At 66.6% G+C, this 14,657-nt stretch carries 17 protein-coding genes; 7 read left to right on the top strand and 10 right to left on the bottom strand.

Features of this window, described 5'->3' with window-relative positions:
- The first annotated feature begins 1 nt into the window (after nt 1).
- On the top strand, nt 2-811 hold the full coding sequence (locus tag AVL48_RS19080; RefSeq protein ID WP_061987921.1) for an Fpg/Nei family DNA glycosylase: 810 nt from the start codon (nt 2-4) through the stop codon (nt 809-811).
- A gap of 89 nt (nt 812-900) precedes the next feature.
- Here the strand turns inward: AVL48_RS19080 and AVL48_RS19075 are convergent, their stop codons facing one another.
- Complete coding sequence (locus AVL48_RS19075; RefSeq protein WP_061987923.1) at nt 901-1,686, bottom strand: hypothetical protein; 786 nt, start codon at nt 1,684-1,686, stop codon at nt 901-903.
- Nucleotides 1,687-1,815: 129 nt separating this feature from the next.
- On the opposite strand from AVL48_RS19075, the gene AVL48_RS19070 reads away from it, so the two are divergent.
- The 3 genes from AVL48_RS19070 to AVL48_RS19060 are packed head-to-tail and all read left to right on the top strand — an operon-like array spanning nt 1,816 to nt 3,767.
- Complete coding sequence (locus AVL48_RS19070) at nt 1,816-2,691, top strand: TIGR03619 family F420-dependent LLM class oxidoreductase (RefSeq protein ID WP_061987925.1); 876 nt, start codon at nt 1,816-1,818, stop codon at nt 2,689-2,691.
- Between the two features lie 3 nt (nt 2,692-2,694).
- Nucleotides 2,695-3,138, top strand: a complete 444-nt coding sequence (locus tag AVL48_RS19065) for a nuclear transport factor 2 family protein (RefSeq protein ID WP_061987927.1) — start codon at nt 2,695-2,697, stop codon at nt 3,136-3,138.
- Between the two features lie 17 nt (nt 3,139-3,155).
- A complete protein-coding gene (locus AVL48_RS19060; protein WP_143105049.1) occupies nt 3,156-3,767 on the top strand; it encodes a hypothetical protein in 612 nt (203 codons plus the stop codon).
- A gap of 3 nt (nt 3,768-3,770) precedes the next feature.
- On the opposite strand, the gene AVL48_RS19055 is transcribed toward AVL48_RS19060, so the two are convergent.
- The 8 genes from AVL48_RS19055 to AVL48_RS19020 all read right to left on the bottom strand — a co-directional run bounded on the left by AVL48_RS19055 (nt 3,771) and on the right by AVL48_RS19020 (nt 11,704).
- Nucleotides 3,771-4,997, bottom strand: a complete 1,227-nt coding sequence (locus AVL48_RS19055) for an RNA polymerase sigma factor (protein WP_061987931.1) — start codon at nt 4,995-4,997, stop codon at nt 3,771-3,773.
- 70 nt (nt 4,998-5,067) lie between these two features.
- Nucleotides 5,068-5,970: a TauD/TfdA dioxygenase family protein gene (locus AVL48_RS19050; protein WP_061987933.1), complete on the bottom strand. Its 903-nt coding sequence runs from the start codon at nt 5,968-5,970 to the stop codon at nt 5,068-5,070.
- A complete protein-coding gene (locus AVL48_RS19045; RefSeq protein WP_061987936.1) occupies nt 5,967-7,304 on the bottom strand; it encodes an LLM class flavin-dependent oxidoreductase in 1,338 nt (445 codons plus the stop codon). Before AVL48_RS19045 ends, AVL48_RS19050 begins: the two co-directional genes overlap by 4 nt.
- Complete coding sequence (locus tag AVL48_RS19040; protein ID WP_061987938.1) at nt 7,301-8,137, bottom strand: ABC transporter permease; 837 nt, start codon at nt 8,135-8,137, stop codon at nt 7,301-7,303. Before AVL48_RS19040 ends, AVL48_RS19045 begins: the two co-directional genes overlap by 4 nt.
- A complete protein-coding gene (locus tag AVL48_RS19035; protein WP_061987940.1) occupies nt 8,137-8,898 on the bottom strand; it encodes an ABC transporter ATP-binding protein in 762 nt (253 codons plus the stop codon). The genes AVL48_RS19040 and AVL48_RS19035 overlap by 1 nt, the downstream gene beginning before the upstream one ends.
- Nucleotides 8,895-9,914 (bottom strand): ABC transporter substrate-binding protein, encoded by a 1,020-nt coding sequence (locus AVL48_RS19030; protein ID WP_061987942.1) that lies wholly within the window; start codon nt 9,912-9,914, stop codon nt 8,895-8,897. The genes AVL48_RS19035 and AVL48_RS19030 overlap by 4 nt, the downstream gene beginning before the upstream one ends.
- A gap of 97 nt (nt 9,915-10,011) precedes the next feature.
- A complete protein-coding gene (locus AVL48_RS19025) occupies nt 10,012-11,178 on the bottom strand; it encodes an ROK family transcriptional regulator (protein ID WP_061987944.1) in 1,167 nt (388 codons plus the stop codon).
- 85 nt (nt 11,179-11,263) lie between these two features.
- Entirely contained in the window at nt 11,264-11,704 is a 441-nt protein-coding gene (locus AVL48_RS19020) for a GNAT family N-acetyltransferase (RefSeq protein WP_061987946.1), read from the bottom strand.
- Nucleotides 11,705-11,999: 295 nt separating this feature from the next.
- On the opposite strand from AVL48_RS19020, the gene AVL48_RS19015 reads away from it, so the two are divergent.
- Nucleotides 12,000-12,836 carry a hypothetical protein gene (locus AVL48_RS19015; RefSeq protein WP_061987974.1) on the top strand — a complete coding sequence of 279 codons (837 nt, stop codon included), beginning with the start codon at nt 12,000-12,002 and terminating at the stop codon, nt 12,834-12,836.
- A 68-nt stretch (nt 12,837-12,904) separates the two neighbouring features.
- Here the strand turns inward: AVL48_RS19015 and AVL48_RS19010 are convergent, their stop codons facing one another.
- The gene (locus tag AVL48_RS19010) at nt 12,905-13,570 is read right to left on the bottom strand and encodes a GntR family transcriptional regulator (protein ID WP_061987948.1); all 666 of its coding nucleotides are present in this window, start codon (nt 13,568-13,570) and stop codon (nt 12,905-12,907) included.
- 390 nt (nt 13,571-13,960) lie between these two features.
- On the opposite strand from AVL48_RS19010, the gene AVL48_RS19005 reads away from it, so the two are divergent.
- Both AVL48_RS19005 and AVL48_RS19000 read left to right on the top strand, forming a co-directional pair.
- Nucleotides 13,961-14,215, top strand: coding sequence for a helix-turn-helix transcriptional regulator (locus tag AVL48_RS19005; protein ID WP_061987950.1), 255 nt, complete (start codon nt 13,961-13,963; stop codon nt 14,213-14,215).
- A partial coding sequence (locus AVL48_RS19000; protein WP_208616222.1) for a hypothetical protein occupies nt 14,215-14,657 on the top strand: 443 nt, incomplete at its 3' end. The genes AVL48_RS19005 and AVL48_RS19000, both read left to right, overlap by 1 nt.

The following is a 14,657-nucleotide window of genomic DNA, read 5'->3' as shown; positions in this document are numbered from 1 at the left end:
CATGCCCGAGGGGCACACGCTCCATCGGCTGGCACGCCTGCACAAACGCCGTTTCGCCGGTCATCCGGTCGAAGTGAGCAGCCCGCAGGGGCGGTTCGCCGCCGAAGCGTCCCGTTTGGACGGCCGGGTGCTGGTGAAGGCCGAGGCGTACGGGAAACACCTGTTCCACGACTACGGTCCACACGGGACGGTGCACGTCCACCTCGGCCTCTACGGCTCGTTCTCCGACGACCCCTTGCCGGTCTCGGAGCCGGTGGGACAGGTGCGGATGCGGCTGATCGGCCCGACCCATTCCGCCGACCTGCGCGGGCCGACCCGGTGCGAACTGCTCGACACGCCCCAGGTCGACGCGATCAAGGCCCGGCTGGGACCGGATCCGCTGCGCCGTGACGCGAAGCCGGACATGGCGTGGGAGCGGATCTCGCGGTCCAAGACCTCGATCGCGGCGTTGCTGATGGATCAGTCGGTGCTGGCCGGGGTCGGCAACGTGTACCGCGCCGAAGTGCTGTTCCGGCACGGTGTCGCCCCGCTCCTGCCCGGCCGCGCGCTCGATCGCGGGCTGTGGGAAGACCTGTGGGCGGATCTCGTGACGCTCATGCGGCACGGTGTCCGGGTGGGACGGATCGACACGGTCGCGCCGGAACATCTGCCCGAGGTCACCGGCCGCGCGCCGCGGCAGGACCGGCACGGGGGCGAGGTCTACGTCTACCGCCGCGAAGGGCTGCCGTGCCTGGTCTGCGGGACGGCGGTGCTGCGCAGCGACCTGGCCGCGCGGAACCTCTTCTGGTGCCCGACCTGCCAGCCCGCTTGACGCGCTTCCCCAACTGCAATGAAGGGGCCTTTCATCGCGAAATTTGCGATGAAAGGCCCCTTCATCTCATGCTCGGGAGCCTAAGCGGGCTAGAAGTCGAACCCGCCACCGTCGAAGCCGCCACCGTCAAAACCGCCGCCATCGAAGCCGCCGCCGTCGAACCCACCGGCGTCCCCGCCCAGGTCGCCACCGGCGTCGCCACCCGCGTCCGCGGCCGCGTCCTCCTGGCCCGCGTCGTAGCCGGACTCCCAGGCCGACGCGCTCGCGACCCCGGCCATCCCGGAGAACATCGCGCTGAACAGCAGCATCGATCCGAGACCCCAGGCACCGGCGACGAGCGCGGGCTTCCACCATGGCTCGCTGTACCAGCCCTGCGGCACCGGACGGCCCGCCACGCGGCCACCGGGGTAGTAGTGCGGCGTCCGCTGGCTCGGATCCGGCGAGGCCTCGTAGTGCTCGCCCTCGACGTCGACCGAGCGGTACTCGGTGACCTTGCCGGCGCGGTCGCGCTCTTCGCTGCCGGGCAGTTCCGGACCGGGGTCCATGCCCATCGCGATCCTGGCCGCGCGGACGTAGTAGAGGCCCTCGATGGCGGTTTCACGCACCAGCCGGGCCTGCTCGACGGTCTGTGCCTGTTCCATCTGGGAACCCGCCGCGGTGAAGCGTTCGGACGCGTCCGCCATCGCCTGCTGGGAGGCGGTGTCCGTGCCGGTGATGTTCATGACCTGACCGCCGAGTCGCTCGACGAGGCGCCGTGCGTCCGCCTTCGCGTCGTCCAGCTGGCGCTTTTTGGCCGCCGCCTGGGATTTCGCGAAGTAGATACCGCCGCCGACCACGACGGCGAGGAGCACGATCAGGAAGATCGCGGTGCCCATGGGTTCACTCCAGGAATCGTTCGGCCCTTTGCCCGGACAACGCGGCCGGTGTACCGGGGGTTCCCGCCAGTGCTCCCGGTCACCGCGAACACTGGCGGGCGAAACTAGAACACGTTATAGTTCGACCCCATGAAGTTCACCCTGTCGATCGCGATGAATCCGCTCGATCAGCTGGGCGAGCTCGCCCGCGCGGCCGAAGAGGCCGGATTCTCCTCGATCGCGCTCCCGGATTCCCTGTTCTATTCCGAAACCGTTTCCGCCGACTATCCGTATACCCCCGACGGCAGCCGGTTCTGGACCGAAGAGACGCCCTGGGCCGATCCACTGGTGGCGGCGGCGTCGATGGGCGCGGTCACCGAACGGCTCACTTTCTACACCTCCGTGCTCAAACTCGGCTCCCGCAATCCGGTGCTGCTGGCGCGCCAGGTCAACACGGTCGCGGCGCTGACCGGAGGCCGCTTCGGCCTCGGGCTCGGCGTCGGCTGGTCGCCGGAGGAGTTCCGCTGGTGCGGCGCGCCGTATGAGAAGCGCGGCAAGCGCGTGGACGAGGCCATCGACGTGCTGCGCCTGATCCTCGACGGCGGGATGGTCGAGTTCCACGGCGAGTTCTTCGACTTCGACAAGCTCCGGATGAGCCCGACGCCGCCGTCGCGGGTGCCGTTCTACATCGGCGGGCACACCGAGGTCGCGTTGCGCCGGGCCGCGCGCGTCGGCGACGGCTGGTCGTCGGCGATGATGAAGTTCGACGACCTCCGCGACACCATCGCCCGGTTGCGTGCGCTGCTGGCCGAACAAGACCGCGCTGAAGACCCGTTCGAGTACCAGGCCGTCTGCATCGACAAGTTCGGCCTCGACGGTTACCGCGAGCAGGGCGACATCGGCGTCACCGACATCATCACCATGCCGTGGGTGTTCGACGGCCTCGGGTTCGACGCCGAAGTCGGCCCGAAGCTGGACTCCATCAAGAAGTTCGGTGACGAGATCATCGTCAAGATCGGAGACTGAGCCATGGGTGTCGACGTCTGCTGGGATCCGGCCGCCGCGCAGCCGCCCGCACGCCGGGCCGCGTTTCGTTCGATGACCGCCGTCACCGCCGGGGACAAGGCCGCGTGGCTGGAACTCTTCGCCGGGGATGCCGTCGTCGAGGACCCGATCGGCCCCTCCATGTTCGACGAAGAAGGCAAAGGACACCACGGGCACGACGGCATCAGTGCCTTCTGGGACAAGACGATCGCGAACGTCGAACGCTTCCAGTTCACCATCCGCGACTCCCACGCGGCCGGTGACGAGGTCGCGAACGTCGGCACGATCACCACGTACCTGCCCGGTGGCTATCGCGTCGACACCGACGGCGTGTTCGTCTACCGGGTCCGCGAGGACGGGCTGATCGTGTCGATGCGGGCGTTTTGGGAGACCGAACGCGCGATGGCCACGGCTCGCCAAGAGGGCTGAGCATGCGGCGGCGGGTCATGATCACGCTCTTGGCCGTCGTGGCCGCGGGGGTGGTCGCCGCCGTCGTGGTGACCTCCCGGGAGAAACCGCTTCCGGAGGCGGCACCCAGCCCGCCGCCTCCGGCGACGACGACGGCGGCACCACCCGTGGCCTTCTGCCCGGAGACCGCGGAATCGGATCGCGTACGCTCCCCGTCCGGTCTCGACGGGAAGACGGGACCGCGCACCCCTTCCGGTCCGCATCGGCTGGCCTACTTCGTGATCGACGACAAGGGCATGCATGACTTCACCGGCACCGCCGCCCAGCATCTGCCGATGGGGACTTCCCAGGAGGGGTGGGTCCAGGTGGTGGTGTGTGAGTACCCGAAGCCGACGGACAAGCCCATCGGCACCTGTGACGGGTACGAACGGCAGGGGAGGCCGCCCCTCTCCGTCGCCGTCACCGGTGTCCAATACACCTACAAGGCCTACGACGCCGAAAGCAAACGCCTGCTCGACACCTTCGTCCTGCCCGGGGTCCGGGTGTGCCCGGACTCGGTGACGACGTTCGACGACGTGCCCCGCGCCATCGAAGCCCGGTCCGACTACACCGCGGTGATGGGCCGCCTGCTGCCGCACCTGCGCGTGTGAAGCTCAGCCGAGCCGCTGCGCCCGAAGCCTCAGATACCGCTTCTCCGGTTCGCTCGCGGTCTTCCCGGCGGCCCGCAGATAGGCCTCACGCGCGGCGCCGGTGTCACCGGCCAGTTCCAGCAGATGCCCGCGGACCGAATCGACCCGGTGGGTCTGGTCCATCCGGGCGTCGCCGTCGAGGGTGGCGAGCAGTTCGAGACCCGCTTCCGGGCCGTGGACCTCGGCGACCGCGACGGCGCGGTTGAGCGTGACGACCGGTCCCGGCGAGACCTTCTCGAGGACGTCGTAGAGCGCGAGGATCTGAGACCAGTCGGTGTCGGCCGCGGTGGCCGCTTCGTCATGGACGGCGGCGATCGCGGCCTGCACCTGATAGGGCCCGACAGGCCCGGCTTCGAGCGCCCCGCTCACCAGCGAGACCCCTTCGGCGATCATCCCGGCGTCCCACCGTGAGCGGTCCTGATCGGCGAGGGGGATGAGCGAGCCGTCGTCACCGGCACGGGCGGCGCGGCGGGCGTCGGTCAGCAGCATGAGCGCGAGCAGGCCGGTGACCTCGTCCTCGTCGGGCATCAGCCGGTGCAGCAGGCGGGTCAGCCGCACGGCCTCGGCGGTCAGGTCGGCGCGGTGCAGCTCGGGGCCGCCGCTGGTCGTGTAGCCCTCGTTGAACATCAGATACAGCACGTGGAGGACGACGCGGAGACGTTCGGCGAGTTCGGCGGGCGGCGGCAGGACGAACTCCGCGCCCGCCTTCTTGATGGTCTGTTTCGCGCGGCTGACGCGCTGAGCCAGCGTCGATTCTCCGACCAGGAACGCGCTCGCGATCTCGCCGGTGGTCAGGCCGCCGACCGCGCGCAGCGTGAGCGCGAGTTGCGACGGCGCGGACAAGGAAGGGTGGCAGCACAGGAAGAGCACGGTGAGGGTGTCGTCCGATTCGGACACAGTGGACGCTTCGCCCGGGCCGGACAGGTCCATCAGCGCGGAGTTCTCCTCGCGCCGCCGCCGCGCGCTCTCGCTGCGCCACTCGTCCACCAGCCGCCGTGAAGCCACTGTCGCGAGCCAGGACTTCGGGCTGTCCGGGATGCCCTGCTCCGGCCACTGCTGCGCGGCCGAAAGCAGGGCCTCCTGGACGGCGTCCTCGCAGGCGTCGAACTGCCCGTGCCGCCGTGCCAGCAGACCGATGACCTGCGGCGCCAGCTCCCTGAGCAGCGCTTCCACCTGGCGTTCCACATTCACGACGCCAGTCTTACCGCATTTGGTCCTCTGAACGCGTACCTACCGCATCCAGAGGACTAAACGCGGGGCGTCAGGCGACGGGGGAGTAGTGCGAAGCGTCGCCTTCGCGGGATTCGCTCGGCACCCCGTCGATGCCCACCGGGACGTCACCCGCCACGGTCACCCGGTTCAGGCGACGGGGCAGGTCGTCGTAGTTGTCGACGGCGTAGTGCTGGGTGATGCGGTTGTCGAACAGCACCAGCTGGTTCGGCGCCCAGGTCACCCGGACGACGTTCTCCGGCCGCGTCACGTACGACTGCAGCAACTGGAGGATGTCCCGCGACTCGCCCTTGGACAGGCCGATGATCCGCTGCGCGAACCCGCCGATGTACAGCCCGCGCTCGCCGGTAACCGGGTGGACGCGCACCACCGGATGCACCGAGCGGAACTTCTGCGAAATGAAGACCTGACGGCGTTCCTCCTCCGCCTCGTCAAGGGACTCCGGCGGCTTCGCGTAGTCGTAGTCGTTGGTGTGCTCGGCGCGCAGCGTGTCCGCGAACGCCCGGAGCGGTCCGGGCAGATCGCGGTAGGCGGTGGCCGAGTTGGCGATCAGCGTCTCGCCACCGTATGGCGGCACGACCAGGCTGCGCAGTGTGCTGGCCTTCGGCGGGTTGTGCACGAAGGTGACGTCGGTGTGCCACTGGTTCGCGCGGCCCCGTTCGCTGTCGACCGGCAGGATCGCGGGCTCGCCTTCGACCGAGGGGACGGTCGGGTGCGCCTTCGTCAACTCCCCGAAGTACGCGGCGAAGCGCTGCTGGCCCGCGTCGTCGAGGTCGACGTCCCGGAAGACGAGCGCCTTGTGCTCGTGCAGGGCGTCGGTGAGGAAGGCGACGGTCGGCGCGTCCAGTTCCGCGGCGGGATCGACACCGATCACCTCGGCGCCGATCCGGCCGGTGATCTTGCGGACCTCGACCTGGGTGTTGAGGGCGGTCATGCGGCGTGCTCCTTCACTGTGGTGGTGCGGGTGACGGGCCGGGCGAGGCCGTAGTGGCCGCGCAGGGTCGTGGCGGTGTATTCGGTGCGGAACAGGCCGCGCCGCCGCAGTTCCGGGACGACGAGGTCGACGAAGTCGACGAGTCCTTCGGGCAGGGTGGGCGGCATGACGTTGAAGCCGTCGGCGGCGCCTTCGGTGAACCAATGCTCCAGCTGGTCGGCGACCTGGATGGCGGTGCCGGCGAAGACGCGATGGCCGCGGCCACCCGCCAGCCGTTCGATGAGCTGGCGGATGGTCAGGTTCTCACGCCTGGCCAGGCCGGTGACCAGGTCGAACCGGCTCTGCGCGCCTTCGGTGAACGTGCCGACGTCGGGCAGCGGCCCGTCGAGCGGGTACGGCGTCAGGTCGTGGTCGAGCATGTTCGACAGCTGCCGCACGCCGTACTCGGGGGTGATGAGGGCGTTGAGCTCGGCTTCACGTTCCTTCGCTTCGGCCTCGGTGCGGCCGAGGATCGGGCTGATCCCGGGCAGGATCTTGATCTCGTCGGGCGAGCGCCCGTATTTCGCGAGCCTGCCCTTCACGTCGTCGTAGAAAGCCTTGCCCTCCGCGAAAGTCTGCTGCGCGGTGAACACCGCCTCGGCGAAGCGGGCCGCGTACTCCTTGCCTGTCTCCGACGAACCGGCCTGGACCAGCAAGGGATGTCCCTGCACCGGACGCGGGATGTTCAGCGGGCCGCGGACCTGGAAATGCGGCCCGGTGTGGTCGATCGGGTGGATGCGGTCGGTATCGGCGTAGACCCCGCTCGCCTTGTCGATCACGGCCGCGTCGTCGTCCCAGCTGTCCCAGAGTTTCCTGGCCACTTCGACGAATTCGGTGGCCCGTTCATAGCGCAGGGAATGCGCAGGCCGGGCGTCGCGGTTGAAGTTGCGGGCTTCGTCCTCGCCCGCCGACGTCACGATGTTCCAGCCCGCGCGGCCACCGCTGAGATGGTCGAGCGACGCGAACTTCCGGGCCAGGTGGTACGGCTCGTTGTAGGTCGTCGACGCGGTCGCGATCAGGCCGATGTGCTCGGTGGCCCCGGCCAGCGCGGAAAGCAGCGTCAGCGGCTCGAACAGGGTGTGCGAGTTGTAGCGGACGTTGCCCCACAAGGCGACGCCGTCGGCGAGGAACAGCGAATCCAGCTTGCCGCGCTCCGCTGTGCGCGCGATGTCGACATAGTGCTTCAACGTGGCCGCACGGCGCGGATCGGTGCTCGGATGCCGCCATGCCGCCTCGTGATGACCGTTCGGCATGATGAACGCGTTGAGGTGCAGCTGTTTCTTGACCGAGGTCATGCCTTCTCCTTGACACGCCAGGTGGAGAACCGTCGCTCCAGCGCGACGAAACCCGCGTTGATGGCCAGGCCGAGCACCGACACCGTGATGATCGCGGCGTACATCTGCTGGAGCTGGAAGTTGACCTGGGAGTTGTTGATCAGATAACCGAGCCCGGCCTTGGCGCCGACCATCTCGGCGGCGATCAGGATGAGGATCGAGTACGCCGCCGCCATCCGGATGCCGGTGAAGATGGTCGGCACCGCGGACGGCAGGATCACCTTCCGGAAGAGGCTCGGATTGGACAGCCCGAGGGACCGCGCGGCCTTGACCAGCAGGGGGTCCACGGTGTTGACCCCGGCGATCGTGTTGAGCAGCACCGGCCAGACGCAGGCGTAGACGATCAGCGCGATCTTGGACACCTCGCCGATGCCGAGCAGGAGCGTGAACACCGGCAGCAGGGCCAGTGCGGCGGTGTTGCGGGCCAGCTCCAGCAGCGGGTTCAAGAACTCCGAGAGCGGGCGATACCAGGCGATCAGCAGTCCGAGCGGCACCGCGACACCCACGGCGATCACGAATCCGGCCGCGGACCGGCCGAGACTCGCCAGCAGATGGTCGGCCAGCTGCCCGTTCAGGATCAGTCCCCACAGCGCGACGAGGTCTTCCGACAGCGGCGGAAGGAAGGTCCTCGTGCCTTCGTCGAGAAGGTACCGGGGAGCGAGTTCCCAAATCGCCAGGAACAGCAGGATCGCCGCCGAACTGCGGAACACCTTGCGCAGCGGGTTCTTCTTGCGGGGGTTTTCGACCACCTTTGGTCCATTGTGGACCTTGAGTGCTTCGAGGGTGGCGGTCATCAGGCGGCCCTCCGGATCTCGTCGTGCAGGAGTTCCCACAGCCGATGGCGATGGGCCACGAACGCGGGCGCCGAGCGAAGGTCGGCGTTCGAGCGGTCGCCGAGGTCGATGTCGACCACCTCCTTGAGCCTGCCCGGCCGCGAGGTGAGCACCGCGACCTTCTGTCCCAGGTAGACGGCTTCTTCGATGCTGTGGGTGATGAAGACGATGGTCTTGCCCGTGCGCTTCCAGATCCGCCGCAGTTCCTCTTGCAGGAGTTCGCGGGTCTGGGAGTCCAAGGCGGCGTACGGTTCGTCCATCAGCAGCACGTCCGGGTCGTAGGCGAGGCTCCTCGCGATCGCGACGCGTTGCTTCATTCCACCGGAAAGCTGGTGGGGGAGATGGTCTTCGAACCCGGAAAGCCCGACAAGGTCGAGGAATTCCCGTGCCCGTTCCGCACGCTGCCGTTTGGTCAGCGTGCCGCCTTCGAGACCGAATTCGACGTTGGCGCGTGCGGTGCGCCAGGGGAACAGCGCGTACTGCTGGAACACGACCCCGCGATCCAGCCCCGGTCCGGTGACGGGCTTCCCGTCGATCAGCACCTCGCCGGAGGTGGGTTTCGCGAGCCCGCCGAGCAGATCGAGCAGCGTGGACTTGCCGGAACCGCTGGGCCCGACGAGCGACAGGAACGTGCCGTCCTCGATGTCGAGGGAGACGTCGTCCAGCGCGGTCAAGGCGCCGAAGGTCTTGGTGACCGAGCGGAGGCTGATCTTGGCGGTCACGCGCCACCGCCTTCGCGGAACGGGTTGAACTCGTTGGTGTAGATCCTCTTCAGGTCGACTTGGTCGTTCTTGATGAACCCGGATTGCTTGAGCCAGTCGGTCCAGAGCGTGTAGTCGTTGTCGGAGATCAGCCCGCCCTTGGTGACGCCGGTGCTCTTCCAGTACTTGAGCGTTTCGGTGTTCTCGTTGCGGCCGCGGGTTTGGATGATCTTGGTGAACCGGGCGACGACCTCGTCGCGGGGCGTGGTGCGTGCCCATTCGATCGCCTTGGCGACCCCGGTGACGAAGGTCTTCGTGGTCTCCGGGTACTTCTTGATGAAGTCGGTCCGCAGCACGTACGGCCCTCCGTTGTAGGGGCCGAAGGCCTCGACGTCCTTCACGATGGCGCGCACGCCGCCCCCGGCGAGGGCGCGGTCCTGGAGAACACCGTTGAGCGCGGCGACGTCGATCTGGCCGTTGCGCAGGGCTTGTTCGGTATTGATCGGCGGAAGGACGACCAGCTGCACCTGGTCGATCTCGGCGTCGGTCAGGCCGCTGCGTTTGAGCCAGGTGTCGAGGGCGGCCTCCAGGTTCGCGCCGACGGTGTTGACGCCGACCTTCTTGCCGATGAGGTCGCGGGGGTGGCGGATCGGGCTGTCTTCCTTGACGTAAAAGCCCAAAAAGGTCTTCGCGTCGGAACCGTAGTAGTTGACGACCGCCTTGATCGGGGCCCCGGCGTCGACGAGTTTGGCGACCGCGCCGGTGAAGGCGCCGCCGAAGTCGGTCTGGTCGGTCGCGGCGGACTGGATGTCCTGCGGTCCGCTGATCGTGTTGCCGACCCACTTGAGTTTGACGGGGCCGAAGTATCCGAGGTCTTCGGCGAGTTCAGGGAAGGTGACGTTGTTCGCCGACCCTTGGTAGCGGAGTTCGAGTTCTTCGGGCTGCCCGGCCACGCCCGCCGGAGTCGCGGAGGCGCCGCAGCCCGACAGCGCCAATCCGGCGAGGAGCGCGGCGATCAAGGGCACTGGTTTCTTCACGGTGGGCTCTTTCGTTCGAGTTCGCGTCGATGAAGAAGATTCTTCGCAGGCCCGGTGGAGAGCGTCAATTTTGCGATTTAATGAAGTAATCCCGGCCTCAAGAGACGTTGGCGAGCCGGGTGAAAAGCGGATCTTCGTAGAGGGCGTTCAACATGACCGCCCCGCCGGCCGTCGCCAGCTCGTTTCCCGGAAAGCTCGACGCCACAACGTTCTTCGCCGCGTCTTGGCAGATCCAAGAACGCTGGGAGACCTCGTCCCGAATCGTGGAAAGGCAGCCTTCGACGTCGCGTACACTCTGGTCGAGCACGATGAGGATTTCCGGATTGAGAACGTCGAAGAGCAAAGCAGCAGCCTGTCCGATAATTCGCCCGCGCTCATGGAAAAGGGCGACGGCGCCTTTGTTTCCCGATGCCGCCAAGTGGAGTACTGCGGTGAAACTCGGTTCTTCGAGAAGCCCTGCTTCGACGGCTTTGCGGGCGACCGTTCGTTCGGACACGGTGGCCTCCAAGCAGCCCGAACGCCCACAGCGGCAAGGCTCATCGCTGTCGTCGACCCGCAGATGCGCCACGGCGCCCGCGGCGGACCGCGGTCCATGATGGACGGTGTCACCGGTCGCGAAGGCGGCGTCGACCACGTTACCGGTGAACAACTGCACGACACTGCTGCGCGCTCTCGGTTGCCCCAGCAGCCTTTCGGCGTGAATCAGCGCACGGGAATGCCCGTCGACCCGGACGTCGAGACCGGTGACCTCCGTCAGCAGATCGCGCAACGGGACCCCTCGCCAGCCGAGCAGGCCGTGCTCCACCACCGTCCCCGACGCTTCGTCGACCCATCCACCGGTCGCGACGCCCAAGCCGAGCGGGATGCGTTCCGGTGCGTGTCCGATGAGGAGGTCGTCGAGCAGTTCCGCTAGCTGTGCGGCCTGCACGGCGGGCTCGGCTCCGTGATGCGGTGCCTCCAGTTGGGCCAGCACCTTTCCACGCAGGTCGAGGAGTCCGACTGTGAGGTGTTCGACCGCGATGTGCGCTCCGCACACCACGAACCGTTCCGTGTCGAGGTCCAGCGGCACATGTGGCCTGCCGACCGCGCCGGCCACCTCGGGCAGCTCGGTGAGGAACCCGCGGCGCATCAGCTCCGCCACATGCCCCGTGACGGCCGCCGCGGACAGCCCGGTGCGGCGCGCGATGGTGCTGCGCGCTATCGCCCCTTCGTCCAGCACCGCGCGGAGCACCGCACTGGCACTGGCGCTCCGCCTGCCGGTCACGGTGCCGATGTTCGCAAGCGGGTGCTGACGGACCTAGAGCTCTCAGCATCCGGGAGCCGCTCGCGGCACCCTCCCAGGGGCGAAGTCAGGCGGTCAGCTCACGGAAGAACTTGGCGCTGCGCTCACAGCGGTCCTCGTACCCCCGCGCCCGGTAGAAGGCGTGCGCACCGGTCCGGCGGCGGGAACTGCTGACCTCCATGCCACCACAGCCCCACCGCAGTGCCTCCGCTTCGGCGGTGGCGACCAGTTCACGTCCCACCCCGGTACCGCGCTGGGTCTCGTCCACCACCAGGGCCACGATCCGCCCCACGGAACCCTCTCGCTCGAGAAGCGGGATCGCGACCACCGCGATGACACCGACCACGCCTTCGCCCGCCATGGCGACGAACGCGGCACCTTCGGGATGACGCTCCCAGCGTTCGAGCCGGCGGCGCACGTCTTCCACTTCGTTGTCCGGGTAGCCCAGCTGGGCGAGCAGCCCGGTCACGGCGGGGGCGTCTGCGCTGTGAGCGTGGCGGATCTCCATGCCTCCCATTAAAGCGGTCGGCGAAAATCCGCAGGTCGAAGACCTATGGTCGGGATGACAGGATTTGAACCTGCGACCCTCCGCTCCCAAAGACCCGGGGGAGCGGTTTCCTGGGCTAGCCCAAGTTGCTTAAGCGCAGGTCAGCGCGATTTGTGCGACTCGTGAAGTGCCCCGACGGGGTACGAACTGAGACGGAATCTGAGACGGACACCGCCTCGCGACACACGTCAACGACGCTCGCTCGTTGGCGTGCGGGCAGTGTTGGGCTCGAAGGGGATGCGTCAGACTGTTGGACGTGGTCGAACTTGTGCTGACAGACAATCGCCGCAGTGAGTTGGTCGCGCTGCTTGACGATCAGGAACGTCTCCAAAGGGAGTACCCAAAACTCGCCGAGTACCTGGACATCGCACCAGGCTTGCCAGGGACCGGTGACGACCAGCTTGACGCAGCCTTCGACTTGCGGATGGTCCACTACCTGACAGCCAGCGAGTCGGCCAGTGGCAATCCGTACTGGGAGATCGTTGCGCCGCTCGTTTCTGAGCGCGCCGGTCGCCGAGTCGTCGATGGCGGCCGGCCTTCGGGCAGCAGTCGGCTCGCGTTCGCTGCCACGATCTTGCAGTCGAGCTTCGCCTACGCCATTCCGTCGCCGGAAACCCTGGAGTGGGTTGCATTGGCCTGTTCGGGGTTCGCAGTGGTCGAGGTAGGTGCGGGCCGCGGCTACTGGGCTGCCCAGCTGAGCCAGTCGGGCCTCGACGTTCGTGCGTTCGATATCGCACCGCCCGACGCGACTGTGAACGCGTCATTTGACCATGCAGTGGGGCGGCAAGCCGTGTGGCATTCCGTCCGGAGCGTTGAGGAATTGCAGCCGGACGTCTGGGACGGCGGCAAAAGTGCGCTCTTCCTGTGTTGGCCGCCAGGGTGGGGCAACTCGATGGCTTCAGAGTCGTTGGCCAAATTCGAAGCGTCCGGCGGTCATCGACTCTTGTTCATTGGTGAGCCACGTGGCGGAAAGACAGGCGATGAGTCATTTTTCGATGCTCTAGCAACGCGCTGGAGTCTTGTCGCCGAAGATGATCGATTTGTGTCGTGGTGGAACCTGAACGACGTTGCCCAGATTTGGGAGCGGAGCTAATCAACGAACAAATGCGGGCCAGGCTTCGAAAGCCGGGCCCGCATTTGAGGGTTAATCGACGGTCGATCTCACCGAAGGGTCATCTTGAAGACAAATGCATCATACCTGTCCCGGGGGTAGGAGATGTCAGAAATCATCACCACGTCGCCGTCTTCTGTGGTGAATTTTTGATGCACGGTCTTCACGATTTCTCCGGGTTCAACCTTCAGCCATTGGGCGTGTTCTGGAACAGGAAGCCGGTCGGCGTGGGTTTCCTCAAGGTACTTTGCGGTAGAGACCCCGGTGATCCCGAGCGGCTGATAGGTGTCAGATATGGAGATCGGCAGCCGCTCTTCAGTTGCTCTCGTAACAACATGAGTCACTATCTCGCCGACTGGCACGTTTAATGCTTCGGCTACTTCCGGGGGTGCAGGAATTTCCTCGGTGTCCCGCTCCACATGTGCCTCTTCGGCCGATTCATGACCAAAGGTTGTTTCCGCATCTTCGAACTGTCGCTCCAAGGCCACCCGAACGAGGTTTGTTCGACTCGAAACGAAGACCCCTCGACGTTGAACTGTTCGAACGAGACCCTGGTTCTGTAGAAGCTCGATCGCCTTTCTTGCAACGATCTTTGAGACACCGTTCTCTGCGGAAATCTCAGTGAGACTTGGCAGCTGAACGCCCGGAGGAAGCTGCCCGCTTCGAATTTTTCGAGCGTATTTACCTGCGATGGAAACGTACGCTGGCTCGGGCATTTGTTTCCTTCCATGCATTGGGGCGAGCGGACATTTCGCAGAGTATACACAGCTGCGTATACATAGCGTTCCGTTGATGGGTTGCCGCATCGCGACGCCAGTCCCCCTTGGGGACAGACGTCGCCTGCCCGAACTCTCAGCCCGACCTCGGTGGATTTGGCCGTTGCCTGATCGTTACTTTTAAAGGTTTTCCCAGGTGAGGGCTGCAAAACGGATGCCTCGGCCCTGTGTATATCCAACTGTGCATAACCAGGACTGTTGTGCATACACAGTTGCGTATACGCTGCGATCACAGCGACTCCAGAGGGGGTTGCGACCGCAGCAAAAGCAGATGCCCCGGCCAGTGCTGGCACACCGACCGGGGCTTGCACCGGAACCTTGGGAGTAACGATGCAGGTGGAACGTACCCGGCTGTACCGGGTTCGGACGGTCGCGGACAGCTTCGACGTCTCAGTGGCCACGATCTATCGAGCGGTCGAATCCGGAGCGCTACGTGCAATCCGGATTGGCACCGGGAGGGGCGCGGTTCGGATCCCGGGCGCGGCCATCGAGCAGTACATCGCCGCATGCGAGTCCGCCGCGGCAACAAGGGCTGAGCGCGAAGACCAGGATGAAGCTGGGTTCGCGGCTGGGGGTGCGGCCTGATGCGCACCTTCGGAGCGTTTCTGACGGGCGCGATGCTGATCGCGCTGGGAAATCTGTTGAGCGACTGGGACGTGAAGGCCGCTGTGGTGTGGCCCTGGTTTGTGGTCGCGGGTGTCTTCGCCGGCGTGTTTGGTCTGGCGGAGCTGGTGAAGGGAAACGCGGCGCGGCTGGTGACGGTCGCGGCCGGGTTGACCGGGTTGTCGGTGTGGTTCGCGGGCTGGGTTCCTGAGGAGACGCCGGGCTACGAGGTGTGGCCGTGGGGCCTGCTGATCGGTGGCCCGGTGCTGGCGGTCGCGGCATTCGTGAGTTTGCGTGGCCGGAGTGGTTCGGCGGGGCTGATCGGGAAGTGGTCGCGGCGGTCGCGCCGTAATGGCGGTGTGGCGTCGCGCTGGCAGATCCGGCGGGTGGCGTCGAAGTCGGCGATGCGGCGTAAGGCGAAGAC

Source organism: Amycolatopsis regifaucium (genome assembly GCF_001613935.1).
In the GTDB taxonomy this organism is placed as follows: domain Bacteria; phylum Actinomycetota; class Actinomycetes; order Mycobacteriales; family Pseudonocardiaceae; genus Amycolatopsis; species Amycolatopsis regifaucium.
Note: the sequence above shows the minus strand (reverse complement) of the source record. Positions and strands in the feature narration are given on the sequence as shown.